The organism is Micromonospora sp. CPCC 206060 (assembly GCF_036906895.1).
Taxonomy (GTDB): Bacteria; Actinomycetota; Actinomycetes; order Mycobacteriales; family Micromonosporaceae; genus Micromonospora.
In genome coordinates this window covers 37,355-50,365 of sequence record NZ_JBAKHU010000028.1, presented here as the reverse complement: position 1 = coordinate 50,365, position 13,011 = coordinate 37,355, and the positions used below count along the sequence as shown (strand labels likewise).

At 71.5% G+C, this 13,011-nt stretch carries 13 protein-coding genes; 2 read left to right on the top strand and 11 right to left on the bottom strand.

Annotation, left to right across the window (positions count from 1 at the left end; all coding sequences use genetic code 11):
- Positions 1-3: 3 nt before the first annotated feature.
- The 4 genes from V6U90_RS18570 to V6U90_RS18555 are packed head-to-tail and all read right to left on the bottom strand — an operon-like array spanning position 4 to position 4,371.
- Complete coding sequence (locus V6U90_RS18570) at positions 4-912, bottom strand: PHP domain-containing protein (RefSeq protein ID WP_334437934.1); 909 nt, start codon at positions 910-912, stop codon at positions 4-6.
- Positions 909-1,964: a hypothetical protein gene (locus V6U90_RS18565; protein WP_334437933.1), complete on the bottom strand. Its 1,056-nt coding sequence runs from the start codon at positions 1,962-1,964 to the stop codon at positions 909-911. The genes V6U90_RS18570 and V6U90_RS18565 overlap by 4 nt, the downstream gene beginning before the upstream one ends.
- A gap of 5 nt (positions 1,965-1,969) precedes the next feature.
- The gene (locus V6U90_RS18560; RefSeq protein ID WP_334437931.1) at positions 1,970-3,046 is read right to left on the bottom strand and encodes an arginase family protein; all 1,077 of its coding nucleotides are present in this window, start codon (positions 3,044-3,046) and stop codon (positions 1,970-1,972) included.
- Positions 3,043-4,371, bottom strand: a complete 1,329-nt coding sequence (locus tag V6U90_RS18555; RefSeq protein ID WP_334437929.1) for a B12-binding domain-containing radical SAM protein — start codon at positions 4,369-4,371, stop codon at positions 3,043-3,045. The genes V6U90_RS18560 and V6U90_RS18555 overlap by 4 nt, the downstream gene beginning before the upstream one ends.
- 446 nt (positions 4,372-4,817) lie before the next feature.
- Between V6U90_RS18555 and V6U90_RS18550 the strand changes: the two genes are divergently transcribed.
- Positions 4,818-5,687: a PAC2 family protein gene (locus V6U90_RS18550; RefSeq protein ID WP_334437926.1), complete on the top strand. Its 870-nt coding sequence runs from the start codon at positions 4,818-4,820 to the stop codon at positions 5,685-5,687.
- A gap of 167 nt (positions 5,688-5,854) precedes the next feature.
- On the opposite strand, the gene V6U90_RS18545 is transcribed toward V6U90_RS18550, so the two are convergent.
- Positions 5,855-6,373, bottom strand: coding sequence for a hypothetical protein (locus V6U90_RS18545; RefSeq protein WP_334437923.1), 519 nt, complete (start codon positions 6,371-6,373; stop codon positions 5,855-5,857).
- Positions 6,374-6,548: 175 nt separating this feature from the next.
- On the opposite strand from V6U90_RS18545, the gene V6U90_RS18540 reads away from it, so the two are divergent.
- A complete protein-coding gene (locus V6U90_RS18540; protein ID WP_334437920.1) occupies positions 6,549-7,340 on the top strand; it encodes a GntR family transcriptional regulator in 792 nt (263 codons plus the stop codon).
- A 15-nt stretch (positions 7,341-7,355) separates the two neighbouring features.
- Here the strand turns inward: V6U90_RS18540 and mshC are convergent, their stop codons facing one another.
- From mshC to V6U90_RS18510, 6 genes are all read right to left on the bottom strand, one after another.
- Positions 7,356-8,594 carry a cysteine--1-D-myo-inosityl 2-amino-2-deoxy-alpha-D-glucopyranoside ligase gene (gene mshC, locus V6U90_RS18535; protein ID WP_334437917.1) on the bottom strand — a complete coding sequence of 413 codons (1,239 nt, stop codon included), beginning with the start codon at positions 8,592-8,594 and terminating at the stop codon, positions 7,356-7,358.
- A 67-nt stretch (positions 8,595-8,661) separates the two neighbouring features.
- On the bottom strand, positions 8,662-9,480 hold the full coding sequence (locus V6U90_RS18530; protein WP_334437915.1) for an SCO1664 family protein: 819 nt from the start codon (positions 9,478-9,480) through the stop codon (positions 8,662-8,664).
- On the bottom strand, positions 9,477-10,055 hold the full coding sequence (locus V6U90_RS18525) for a DUF3090 domain-containing protein (RefSeq protein ID WP_334437912.1): 579 nt from the start codon (positions 10,053-10,055) through the stop codon (positions 9,477-9,479). Before V6U90_RS18525 ends, V6U90_RS18530 begins: the two co-directional genes overlap by 4 nt.
- A gap of 109 nt (positions 10,056-10,164) precedes the next feature.
- Entirely contained in the window at positions 10,165-10,866 is a 702-nt protein-coding gene (locus V6U90_RS18520; protein ID WP_442933617.1) for an MSMEG_4193 family putative phosphomutase, read from the bottom strand.
- 117 nt (positions 10,867-10,983) lie between these two features.
- A complete protein-coding gene (locus tag V6U90_RS18515; protein ID WP_334437906.1) occupies positions 10,984-11,820 on the bottom strand; it encodes an undecaprenyl-diphosphate phosphatase in 837 nt (278 codons plus the stop codon).
- Positions 11,817-12,869, bottom strand: a complete 1,053-nt coding sequence (locus tag V6U90_RS18510) for an LLM class F420-dependent oxidoreductase (RefSeq protein ID WP_334437903.1) — start codon at positions 12,867-12,869, stop codon at positions 11,817-11,819. The genes V6U90_RS18515 and V6U90_RS18510 overlap by 4 nt, the downstream gene beginning before the upstream one ends.
- Positions 12,870-13,011: the final 142 nt, after the last annotated feature.

The following is a 13,011-nucleotide window of genomic DNA, read 5'->3' as shown; positions in this document are numbered from 1 at the left end:
TGGTCACCCGGCCCACGCCGGCCGGCGGGCATGCAGCGCCGCCACCATGTCCATCGGCTCCGGCGGCGCCTGCGGCAGCAGACCGGGCCCCCGCGCCCACGACTTGACCCGGGGACCGTGGTAATCCGACCCGGCGGTCGCCACCAGGTCGAGCCGGGCGCACACCTCGGCCAGCCGCCGGCTCTCGGCCGGCGTGTGCCAGGTCGTCCACACCTCCAACCCGGCCAGCCCCGCCGCACGCACCTCACCGAGGGCGGTGACCGGGTCGACGTCGGCCGGCAACAACCGGGCCGGGTGGGCCAGCACCGCCACCCCACCGGCGGCCACCACCCAGCCGATCGCCTCGGGCAACGTCGGCGTCCAGGGCGGCGGAACGTGCAGCGGCCGGCCCGGCGCGCACAACTCCGCCACCAGGCGGCGGGTGTCCCCGGCGTACCGGGCGAACCGCTCGTCGTCACCGGCGACCCGCAGCAGCAGTGCCAGATAGTCGCCCAGGTAGCCGATCCGGTCCGGGCCGATCTCCCGTTCCACCCGCGCCCAGTCCAGCGGCACGCCGTACGCCTGCGCCGCCGCGACCCACCGTCGCCACCAGGCCAACTCGCTGTCCCGGATCCGGCCGATCCGCTCGGCGAACCCGTCACCGGACACCCAGTAGGCCAGCAGGTGCGCCTCGCCCTCCCCCCACCGGGTGGTGACCTCACAGCCGGGTACCACGGTGAACCGGCCGGCCGCGGCGGCCGTGAACGCCGGCACCGACCGCAGCGTGTCGTGGTCGGTGACCGCGGCGACGGTCACACCGGCCTCGACGCACCGCTCGGCCAGCACCGCCGCGCTGTCGTCCCCGTCCGAGGCGCAGGTGTGCAGGTGCAGGTCGACCGGGGTCGGCCGGGTTCCGACAGTCCCGTCGCTCACGCGTGGCCCGGCAGTTCGCGCCGCCAGGACGCGGCCAGCCACCGCTCGTACCGGGACCCGGCCGGCGTGTCCACGACCAGACAGAACGGTTCGATGACCCGGCCGGCACCACCGGCCAGCCCACCGTGCAGCATCGTCAGATTGTGGCCGAACAGCAGATCGAACCGTTCGCTGGGAGCCAGCACCTCCCACCGGCGGCGGCAGTCCCACCAGGTGCGACCGGTGGCGGTGAGCAGCATGTGGCAGTAGAGCCGGGCCATGTCGCCGACGCACTCCCCACACGGGCAACCCGAGGTCAACGGCCCGGCCAGCGGGTAGCTGGCCCGCTGCTGCCCGGACAGCGGCTCCTCGGCGTGGTGGAAGGACAAACCGTGCCACATCGGCTCACCGACGCCGAGCATGGCCCCGATCGACGGATACGGACAGCCGTGCTTGGACTGCTGGTCCAACGCCGACCGCAGGTTGACCCCGAGCCACCGGGCCACCTCCTCGGGCCGGACCTGCTCCGGATCGGCACCGACGCGTTCGGCGTACACGGTGGACAGGATGTCCAGCCAGTCGTAGTAGGTGGTGACGCTCAGGCCGTCACCGGGATCGGCGATGAACACGCCCTGGTACATCTTGTGTGCCGGGGTGGTCGTGTACCCGGACGTGCCGAACTCCCGCCACTGCGGCGCCCAGTCCGGCTCGTCGGCCAGACTCGGTGTCAGGTACGAGCAGTGCTGCCCGTCGTGGTGCGGCAGCAGGGTCCGGGTGGCACAGCCGGCCGGTACGTAGGTCTGCTGGGCCCGGTCCTGTTCGAGGCGCATCTCGTCCGGTGCGCCCCTGGCGATCAGCTCCACCCGCAGCGCCTCGGACAACTCGGCGGCGAGCCGCCGGCTCTGCTCGATACCCAGCCGCAGCCGGCCGATCCGGAACACCACGAACCCGTGCCGGTGCACGGCCTGCGCGGCCCGTGCGGCCAGCTCCCGCAGCGCGTGCCCGGGCACGTCGGCGCCCCCGGTGACCAGCGTGGCGCAGTCGAGGTGCAGTTCGGCAGGGGCGAACCGCATGGCACTCACCTCCCGTCCCCGGGCTGCCACGGGGGCAGCTTGGGGTCGTGTTGTCCGGTACGGAACAGGAACTCGAACAGCAGTCGCGCGGCGATCTGCGCGGTCGCGCCGGTGCTGTCGTAGCGCGGGGCGATCTCCGCGACGTCCAGCGCGGCGATCGGCAACCGGCGCAGTTCCTCGTAGACGTCGAGAAGGTGACCGACCTGCATCCCGCCCATGGTCACGTGGCCGGTACCGGTCGCGGCGCTGGTGTCCAGCACGTCGATGTCCAACGACACGTAGACCACGTCGCACCGGCTGCCCAGCGTGTCGATGGTCGCCGCCAGGGCGGCGGCAGCGCCGTCCCGCACGATCCGGGACGCCGGCACGACCTGGAACCCCTGATCCAGCAGGGACCGGAACTGGTCGAGCTTGGTGACGTCCCCGACACCGACGAAGGCGATGTCCTCCGCCCGCATGCCGGGCAGCTCGCTGATCCGGCGGGAGTTCGACCCGTGGTACAGCGGCCCGTGCAGGATGCTCCAGTTGCCGAAGTCGAAATGATGGTCGATGTTGACGAAGCCGACCCGGCTGGTGGCCGAGCGGTCGAGCCGGGCCGCCCGGAACCCGCTGAAGGTGGGAAACGTCGTCGAATGGTCCCCGTTGAGGAAGATGACCCGCCCGGCCTGCTGGCACAGCAGCCGGCTCTCGCTGGCCACCGCCTGGAAGGTCCGAACCGTGTCGGTCGGATAGACGTGCAGGTCCCCCACGTCGCGGACCTGCGGGGCCAGGTACCGGAACGCCTGCCCGGTCCGGGTGTCCAGCATCTCCCACTCGCCGAGACTGTTCAGCGAGTTGGCGAAGACGACGCTGGCGGTACGCACCGCCCGGGGCCCCTCCGCGGCACCCGGCCGGGAACTGGCCGTACCGTCGAAGGGCACCCCGGCGACCGCCCACCCGTCGAACGCGCCGAGCCCGGCCAGCCCGGCCGACGGCGCACCGAACAGGGTGCCCGGACCGGCCCAACCCGGCAGCGGATCGTCCTCGAAGTCCGCCGGTACCGCCTGGTTCTGCAGGGCGGCGAAATCCGGGAGATGGCTCATACCAACTGTCCTGTCTCCTCGCGCACGATACGGTTGGCCACCGCGACCTTCTCCTGGAACAGTTCCCAACTACGTTCGGGGCTGAGGTTGCGCGGCCGGTAGACCGGCGGCGCGTCCTCCCGCCAGTGGGCGAAGTCCCAGTCGAAGATGCGCGGCTTGATCCTGGCGAATCCGGGGATTAGCGGATACGGCACGAAGCTGTAGAGATTGAACAGCCACAGCAGGGACCGGTGCTCCCACAACCAGTCGACGGTCTGCCGGTGGGACTGTTCGGTCTCCTCGTCCAGGCCACCCATCACATTCAATACGACCTTCAGTCCGCTGCCGGCGAGCATCCCGATCTTCTCGGTGTAGTCGTCCAGCCCCCGGGACAGTTTGTTCAGCCGTTTGAGCATCTCCGAATCGCCCGACTCGAAGCCCAGCTCCACCGCGACCACACCCAGTTCGTGCATCGCCTCGATGACCCAGGGACGGACCTGCATGACGTGGGTCTGCACGATGAACCGGTACCCGGGCCGGGTGGCGAAGACCTCGATGAGGTTGCGTACCGCCTCCTTCGACTGGCCGAACGTCTTGTCCCCGATGTAGATCAGGCGGGTGTCCGGGAACCGCGCGGCGAGCTGGTCCACCTCGGACGCCAGCGCCGCCCGGTCCACCATGACCAACTGCCGGCTCCACGCGTCACCGCAGAAGGAGCACTCGTACAGACAGCCGTGGCTGGCGTTCAACCGCAGCAGCGGCACCTGACCCCGGTAACCGTCCAGGTGCCGGTAGTCCGGCGCCCAGTCGATCAGCCGGTCGGAACGTCCACGTCCCGGTGGGTTCTCGAGCTGCCCGCCGCCGTCGGCCACCAGGCGGACCAGCTTGCCCACCAACGCCGCGTCGAGCTGCCCCCGGTGCAGCAGGTGCACCGCGTCGGGGGGCACCAACGGGGCCATGTTGCCGCCCAGCACGACCCGCCGGTCCTCGGCACGCAGCATCGCCGCGACGTCCGTGGCCAGCCGCAGGTTCTGCGCCAGCGGCGACATCAGGACCAGGTCGCCGGGGGCACTGCCGGCCAGGATGCGCTCGGCGCAGGGCACCGCCTGCGGGCTGGTGCGCGACAGGTCACAGAACCGGGAGTCGAGACCGGCGGCACGGACCAGCGCGGTCAGATGCGCCACCCACAGCGGCATCTCCCACAGACCGTCCTGTGGAATGAAGTACTCCGGGAACTGCGACCGGAAGACCCGGTCGTAGTCGAGGTAGTACCGGGAAAGGTCAGGGTCGGGTGCACCAGTGGACGGGAACGGAAGCTGAACAATGACGGCGCAAGTCAACGGCACCCAACCCCTAGAAAATCAGTTGTTGCCACCGGAACTGGTCGTCTGACATTCCCACCAACACTGGTCGGTACGCCTCAGCATCACCGGGATGCTACAAAAGGCGGAGATATGCAGGAATGGCAGCTGTACGCCTTGGGACATTAACTGCCGCCATCACGGATAGTCAAGAAAACCGTCAGAATCCCACAGGAGCGGCACCATCCGCCCGATCCGGCGGAGCATCGGAATCCAGCCGGAGGCGGCGGCCCCACCCCGCCGGCACCGGCTTCCGGCGTACCGTCCCGGGCCGGTACGCCCGGTGTCCGGCGCGGCCGACGGGCCGCTTCCGCTACCGGCACGTAGGCTGACGACGTGAGGGACAACAGGGACGCCACCACGGGGTACGGCGAGCGGGCGGATGCTGCTCCGTCCGTCGAGGCAGGGCACGAGCATGGCGGGGTGACGGCATGACCGACTTCGACGGCCTGCCCGTGCTGCGCTCGCCGGTGGCCATCGCCGCCTTCGAGGGCTGGAACGACGCGGCTGACGCCTCCACTGCGGCGGTGGAGCACCTCGAACAGGTCTGGCAGGCCCGACAGGTGGCCGAGCTGGACCCGGAGGACTTCTACGACTTCCAGGTCAGCCGGCCCACCATCACCATGGCCGAGGGCGCCACCCGCCGGGTCGAGTGGCCCACCACCCGGTTCATGGTGGCCAGCCCGGAGGGCACCGAACGGGACGTGGTGCTCATCCGGGGCATCGAGCCGAGCATGCGCTGGCGCACCTTCTGCGAGCAGGTGCTGGAGGTCTGCCACAGCCTGGAGGTGAACCGGGTGGTGCTGCTCGGCGCGCTGCTGGCCGACGTGCCGTACACCCGGCCGCTGCCGATCAGCGGCAGCGCCTCGGACGCGGAGGCCGCCCAGCGCTACCAGCTCACCCCGACCCGCTACGACGGTCCGACCGGTATCGTCGGGGTGCTGCACGACGCCTGCATCCGGGCCGAGGTGGATGCCGTCTCGTTCTGGGTGCACGTGCCGCACTACGCCAACAACCCGCCCTGCCCCAAGGCGACCCTGGCCCTGCTGCACCGGGTCGAGGAGGTGCTCGACCTGCCGGTGCCGATGGCCGACCTGGCCGAGGAGGCCGCCGAGTGGGAACAGCGGGTCCGTACCGCCGCCGAGCAGGACGCCGAGCTGGGTGAGTACGTGCGCGAGTTGGAGGAACGCGTCGGTGACGCGGGGATCCAGCCGTTGACCGGGGACGAGATCGCCCAGGAGTTCGAGAAGTACCTGCGCCGCCGGGGCGGCTCGGCCGGGCCGACCGCCGGCTCCTGGTAGCCACCCTCTCCACGCCGTCCGGGCCCGGCATCGTCCACCCGGCCCGGACGGCGTTGCGGGAACCGCAGCCGCTACCTTTCGGCGCATCCCGTCCGGCCGGCAGGCGTCATCCGCCCGATGCGCCGGCCCCGCTCAGTACGCGGACGCACCCGACGGGCGGGGACGTCTCACTTGAGGAACCACTCGTTGGTCTCGTAGTCGGTGCGCCCGTCAGTGAAGTCGGTGCGGGTCAACACGTGCAGGTACGTCAGCCCGTACCAGGACTCGGTACGGGCCCGGACCGACCTCGTCGCCCAGCTGTAGCGGTACGAAACCCAGTGCCAGCCGTCAGTGGTCGTGACGGTCTGCCGCCAGCCCCAGTCGCACAACGTCGGGCTGCACTGGCCGAACGGACGCATCTCCAGGATCGATGGCGGGCGGGTGCAGATCCCGGTCTCCGCGTCGCAGATCACCGTGTCGCTGCAGGTGTAGCGGAACTCGACCTTCGCCACGGCAGGACCGGTCGAATCGATGTTGGACCAGGTACCCACGATCGCCGGGGTGGAGCACAGCGCATGCGCGGGTGCCGCGGTGGTGACGTTCGTCGCGACGGTCATGCCCAGGGTGAGCAGCGTCGCCGCGAGCATCGTGGCAAGCACACGCACCAGCGGCTTGCGCCGGACCGGATGTTCTCTGACAGGTGCCATAGCGTCCACCTCTGTTATCAAGCACTGGTCGAGCAGGTGCGCGCCACTGTAGAGAGTGGCCGCCAGGTAGGGACCTGATCGATCTCCACCGCCACACGCCCGGGTTGTCGGATGGGGTGGCGCCGGCACGTCCCCTCGTGCATCCTAGGAACCTAGCTGTTGCAAGGAGGCAAGGATGCAGATCAATCCGGGGGCGGCCGAGTTCCCGCACCGGCAGATCGCCGCGCAGTTGCACGCCCGGGTCCGGCGGGGCGACTGGGCCCCCGGCGAACGCCTGCCGTCCATCCCGGCCATCGCGGAGATGTTCGGGGTCGCCAAGCAGACCGTCCAACGCGCCATCGACCAGCTACGGGTGGAGGGCATCCTGATCACCAAGCCGGGATCCGGTACCTACGTACGCGGCACCCGGCGGCGGCTCAACCGGCTCTCCCGGGGCCGCTACGGCGGTTTCCGGGGCTACCACGCCGACCTGGCCGCCCGGTACCGGCAGCAGCTGACCGCCGTCGGCCGGGCCCCCGCGCCACCCGAGGTGGCCGACGCCTTCGGGGTACCGGACGGCACCGAACTGCTGGCCCGCCGGCACCTGGTCCGCACCGAGGAGGTGCCGGTGGAGATCGGCGCCTCGTGGTTCCTGCCCACCGATGCCGCCGGCACCTCGCTGGAACGGGCCGAGGCGTTCGGCCGGCCGCTCTACCAGGAGGCCGAGGAGGCCACCGGGCGTCGGTACGTCACCGCGACCGACCAGCTCAGCGCCCGCCAGCCCAGCCGGGAGGAGGCGGAGATGCTGCAGATCCGCCCGGACACCCCGGTGCTGCACCTGCTGCACGTGGCCTACGACGCGGCCCGCAAGCCGATCGAGGTGGCCCAGGCCACCTGGCCCGGCCCGATGACCACGCTGACCGAGGAGTACAAGGTCCCCGCACCGTCCCCCGACCCGGACCCCGATCCCGGACTCGTCCTCGGCTGACGGCGCGGGGCGCGCTCAGAGGCGGATACCGAGCAGGGCGTCGACCGTACGGGTGAACAGGGCCGGCGCCCCGGTGTCGTCACCGGTGCCGGCCAGCGCCGCCTCGGCCCAGGTGTCGGCGACGGCGAGCGCTCCGGGGGCGTCCAGATCGTCGGCGAGCCGGTCCCGTACCCCGGCCATCAGCGCCTCACCCGACGGCCCGGCCGTGGCCGACGCGGCGGCCCGCCAACGCTCCAGCCGGGTCGTCGCGGTGGCCAGCAGCTCGTCGGTCCAGGCCCGGTCGGACCGGTAGTGCCCGGCGATCAGCCCCAGCCGGACCGCCATCGGATCGACCCGGTCGGCCCGCAGTCGGGAGACGAAGACCAGGTTCCCCTTGGACTTGGACATCTTCTCGCCGTCCAGGCCGATCATGCCGGCGTGGACGTAGTGCGTGGCGAACGGCGCGGTGCCGGTGAGCCGCTCGGCGTGCGCCGCCGAACACTCGTGGTGTGGGAAGAGCAGGTCGTTCCCGCCGCCCTGCACGTCGATCCGCTCACCGAGCAGATTGAGCGCGATGACCGCACACTCGATGTGCCAGCCGGGCCGGCCCTGCCCCAGCGCGCCACCCGGCCAGGACGGCTCTCCGTCCCGGGCGCCCCGCCAGAGCAGCGGGTCCAGCGGGTCGCGCTTGCCGGCGCGCTGCGGGTCACCGCCGCGCTCGGCGAACAGCTCCAGCATCTGCTCACGGGACAGGTTGGACTCGTACCCGAACCGGGGTGCTGCGGAGATGTCGAAGTAGACGTCGCCGGTGCCGTCGTCCAGCCGGTACGCCGAGCCGTCCTTGAACAGTGCCTCGACCTTGTCGGCGATGTCCGGGATCGACTCCACCGCACCGACGTAGTGGGTCGGCGGGATGATCCGCAGGGCCTCCATGTCCTCGCGGAACAGGGCGGTCTCCCGCATCGCCAGGACGACCCAGTCCTCACCGTCGCGCTCGGCCCGCTCGAGCAGCGGATCGTCGATGTCGGTGACGTTCTGGACGTAGTTGACCGACCGGCCGTTGTCCCGCCACATCCGCTGCACCAGATCGAAGGTGATCATGGTCGCGGCGTGCCCGAGGTGGGTGGCGTCGTAGGGTGTGATCCCGCAGACGTACATGGTCGCGACACCGGCCGGGGTCGCCGGGGTCACGGCCTGCCGCGCCGAGTCGTACAACGCGAGCGGCTGCCCGGTCCCCGGCAGCCGCGGCACCTCATGTCCCGCCCAAGTGTCCATGCCCGTCAGCCTATCCAGCTCCGCCGGACCCCGGTGTCGGCCCTGAAGTGATCAAGACGACAGCGGGTCAGATCGGCGGCCAGGGCATCGCCGGCCAGCGTACCGGCGGCTGCGGGAACCGCCCGTCGGCATGCAGCCGCCCGATCCGGGAACGCAACGCGGCCACCTCGGAGACGGTCAGGTGCTCGGCCAACTCGTCGGCCAACCCGCCGTCGAACTCGGCGGCCAACTGCGCCAGCATCTCCCGCGCGTCCGGCGGCAGCAGCGCCCCGGACCAACCCCACAGCACCGTCCGCAGCTTCTCCTCGACGTGGAAGCTCACCCCGTGGTCGACGCCGTAGATCCGATCGTCTGCGCCGAGCAGGACGTGCCCACCCTTGCGGTCGGCGTTGTTGATCACGGTGTCCAGCACCGCCAACCGGGCCAGCCGGGGGTCGTCGGCGTGCGCCAGCGTGTAGGCCGCCCCGTCGTCGTCCCGCGCCGCCGCGACCGGGAACCAGCGTGGTGGCAGCGTGTCGGCCGGCACGAACGCGACCAGCGGCTCGGCGCCGGACGGCTCGTCGATCCAGAGCTGACAGGCGCCCGGCCCGAGCGGGCCGTCCCGCAGCACGGTCGGTGGGACCAGGTCCCATCCGGTTGCCCGGGAGACCAGGTACGCCGACACCTCCCGGCCGGCGAGCGTACCGTCCGGGAAGTCCCACAGCGGCCGTTCGCCACGCACCGGTTTGTAGACACAGCGCGCGGTGACCCCGTCCAGGGTCAGGAAGCCCCGCAGGGTGGTGTTGGAGGCGTCCACCAGCCGACCCTCCAGCTCGAACTCCCCGGTCCGCAGCAGGCGCAGCGCGGCGCTCTCGTCGAGCCGGGGTTGCAGCTCGGAGCTGGTCACCGGTGGTAGCCGTTGTGCCGGGGGCAGAGGTGTCCGGCCGGGTCGAGCGGTTGACCGCAGAGCGGACACGGCGGGCGACCGGCGGCCACCACCCGGCGGGCCCGGTCGATGAAGGCCCGGGCCGCCTGTGGGGTCAGCCGCACCCGCAACCGGTCGAGGTCGTCGTCGGGCTCGTCGTCGGACTCCTCGGCGTCGTCGAGGTCGTCGTCGCCGAGCTCGCCCTCGGCCGTCTCCCCGGCCGCGATCGCCTCGATCACCACGGTGGCCGTGTCGACGTCGTAGGCCAGGCCCAGGGTGCCCACCCGGAACTCCTCGTCGACCGGGGTCTCCAGGGGCTCGTTGTCGGACACCACGGCCGGGGCGTCCGGCAGTTCCACCCCGAACCGGCGGGTCGCCTCGGCGAGCAGCTCCTCGAGCTTCTCGGCGAGCAGGGACACCTGGACCTTCTCCAACGCGACACTGACCAGTCGGCCGTCGCCACGCGCCTGGAGGAAGAAGGTCCGCTCACCGGGCGGGCCCACGGTCCCTGCGACGAACCGCTCGGGCGGTTCGAAAGCGTGCACCTGGTGGCTCATACCCACGACCCTATCCGGCCCGCTGAGCCGGCGCGTAGCCCACCGAGGGGGAATCGTGGCGCCGCCCCGGCCACCCGGCCGCGTCCGCAGGTCAACGGTGGAACCCCGGTCACCGGGTCACTCCCGCGCCACCGCCCACCGCCGCGTCCGAGTCGGCCCCCCGGGACCGGCGACGACGCTTGCGGGCCGGCGGGACCAGCCCGGTCAGCTCCCCGCCGGTGTCGTTGAGCCGCACCAGGAACGGCCGCACCGGCGTGTACCGGATGACGGTGACCGAGGCCGGATCCACCACGATCCGCTGGAACAGGTCGAGGTGCAGCCCGAGCGCGTCGGCCACGATCGCCTTGATCACGTCGCCGTGGCCGCAGGCCAACCAGAGCGCGTCCGGGCCGTGCTCTGCGCTGACCCGGGCGTCCCAGTCGCGTACCGCGGCCACCGAGCGGGCCGCCATCGCGGCCATCGGCTCGCCGTCGGGGAACACCACCGCGCTCGGATGCTGCTGCACCACCGGCCAGAGCGGGTCCTTGGCGAGCTTACGCAGCGGCTGCCCCTCCCAGGCCCCGTAGCCGCACTCGATCAGCCGCTCCTCGGCGACCGGTTCGGCGCCGGGAACGGCCAGCTCCAGCGTCTGCCGGCAGCGGATCAGTGGACTGGTCACCACGGCCGCGAGGGGCAGCCCGGTGAGCCGGGCGCCCGCCGCGACCGCCTGGGCCCGGCCGGTCTCGTCCAGCTCGACCGGCTGCCGGCCGGCCAGGCCGCCGTCGGCGTTGGCCGTCGTGCGGCCGTGTCGCAGAAGCAGAAGGGTCGCCACGCCCTCCACCCTAGGCGGTGGGCGTGGCGACCCCCAGCGACAGGCTGCCGGCCGGATCAGCCGGCAGCCTGTCCAGGCCGGGTCGGCGGTCAGCCGGCGCTGACCACGCCGTCGGCGTCAGGTCGCGCTGATCGCGCCGGTCAGCAGCAGGGCCAGCACCAGACTGCCCAGCGCCACCCGGTAGAGCACGAACACGTACAGGGTGTGGTGCGCCACGTAACGCAGCAGCCAGGCGATGGCCGCGTAGCCGACCCCACCGGCGATCAGCGTGGCGACGACCATCTGCGCCACGGTCGGTACCGAGGTGCCGGGGGCGGCCGGCTCGAAGACGTCCCCGATGCTGAAGATGCCGGACATCACCACCGCCGGGATGGCCAGCAGGAAGGAGTACCGGGTGGCCGTCTCACGGGTGAGGCTGAGGAAGAGCCCGGCGGTGAGCGTACCGCCGGAGCGGGACACCCCGGGGATCAGCGCCATCGCCTGGGCGAAGCCCATCACGACGCCGTCGCGCATCCGGAAGTCGTTGAGCGTCCGGGTCTGCCGGCCCCAGTACTCGGCGAAGGCGAGCACGAAGGCGAAGACGATCAACGTGGTCGCCACCACCCAGAGATTCCGGGCGGTCTCCCGGATCTGGTCCTTGAACAGGTACCCGAACACCCCGATCGGGATCGAGCCGACGATGACGTACCAGCCCATCCGGTAGTCGAGGCTGGCCCGCACCGAGGAGTCCCAGATGCCCACGATCCAGATCCGGGCGATCCGGAAGATGTCCTTGGCGAAGTAGATCAGTACCGCCGCCTCGGTGCCGAGCTGGGTGACCGCAGTGAACGACGCCCCGGCGTCGCGCTCGAAGAAGATCGCGGAGGTGATCCGCAGGTGCCCTGACGAACTCACCGGGAGGAACTCGGTGAGGCCCTGGACGATGCCCAGGACGATCGCCTCGATCCAGCTCACTCCCCCACCCCGGCCAGTTCCAGTGCCTCGGCGCAGGTCCGCAGGGTGGCGATACCGCTGTCCCGGTCGGCGACGAAGAGGGTCACCGACAGGGTGGTCACGCCGGCGGCGGCGTACTCCCGCATCCGCTCGGCGATGCGCTCCTTCGGCCCGAGCAGGGAGGTGCGGTCGATGAACTCCATCGGCACCGCCGCCGCCGCGTCCCGCTGCCGCTTGGCCAGGTAGAGGTCCTGCACCTCGCGGGCGGCGTCACCGTAGCCCATCCGGGTGGCGAGCTGGTTGTAGAAGTTCTGCTCACGACTGCCCATACCGCCGACGTAGAGCGCGGCGTACCAGCGGACCAGCTCGGCGCAGGACGCCACGTCGTCACCGACCACCACCGGCACGCTCGGCACCACGTCGAACCCGGCCAGCTCCTTGCCGACCTTCGCCCGGCCGGCGGCGACCGAGGCGAGCTGGTCGGCGGCGAACTCCGGGGCGTAGAACACGGCCAGCCAGCCGTCGGCGATCTCCCCGGCCAGCTCCAGGTTCTTCGGGCCGACCGCGGCCAGGTAGATCGGGATGTGCTCGCGGGGCGGGTGGAACCCGAGCCGCAGCGCCTTGCCCGGGCCGTCCGGCAGCGGCAGCGTGTAGTGGGCGCCGTCGTAGGCGACCTCCTTGCGGGCGATCGCCAGCCTGACGATGTCGACGAACTCCCGGGTGCGGGCCAGCGGCTTGCCGAACCGGACACCGTGCCAGCCCTCGGAGACCTGCGGACCGGAGACGCCCAGACCGAGCCGGAACCGGCCGCCGGAGATCGCGTCGATGGTCGCCGCGGTCATCGCGGTCGCCGCCGGGGTACGCGCCGGAATCTGCATGACCGCGCTGCCCACGTCGATCCGCTCGGTCTGCCCCGCGATCCAGGCCAGCATGCTCGGCGAGTCCGAGCCGTACGCCTCCGCCGCCCAGACCACCGAATAGCCGAGCCGGTCGGCCTCCTGGGCAAGGGCGAGATGGTCGGCGGGTGTACTCCACGCCGTCTGATAGCCGAGGCTGAGCCCGAGTCGCACTGGTCCTCCCCATTCCGCAGCACAGGTCGCATCAGGTTACGCAACACGACTCACGGGCCGGACGGCGGTCGTCAGGGGCGACACGGCGGTCGGGACGGGCCCACCGGCCCCACGCTGCTGTCGGGAACCGGTCGAGTGATCG

What these genes read in the sequence shown, in the direction of transcription:
- V6U90_RS18565 (WP_334437933.1), bottom strand. Translation starts at nt 1,964, where the DNA reads ATGCGGTTCGCCCCTGCCGAACTGCACCTCGACTGCGCCACGCTGGTC.
- V6U90_RS18560 (WP_334437931.1), bottom strand. Translation starts at nt 3,046, where the DNA reads ATGAGCCATCTCCCGGATTTCGCCGCCCTGCAGAACCAGGCGGTACCG.
- V6U90_RS18550 (WP_334437926.1), top strand. Translation starts at nt 4,818, where the DNA reads ATGACCGACTTCGACGGCCTGCCCGTGCTGCGCTCGCCGGTGGCCATC.
- V6U90_RS18545 (WP_334437923.1), bottom strand. Translation starts at nt 6,373, where the DNA reads ATGGCACCTGTCAGAGAACATCCGGTCCGGCGCAAGCCGCTGGTGCGT.
- V6U90_RS18540 (WP_334437920.1), top strand. Translation starts at nt 6,549, where the DNA reads ATGCAGATCAATCCGGGGGCGGCCGAGTTCCCGCACCGGCAGATCGCC.
- mshC (WP_334437917.1), bottom strand. Translation starts at nt 8,594, where the DNA reads ATGGACACTTGGGCGGGACATGAGGTGCCGCGGCTGCCGGGGACCGGG.
- V6U90_RS18525 (WP_334437912.1), bottom strand. Translation starts at nt 10,055, where the DNA reads ATGAGCCACCAGGTGCACGCTTTCGAACCGCCCGAGCGGTTCGTCGCA.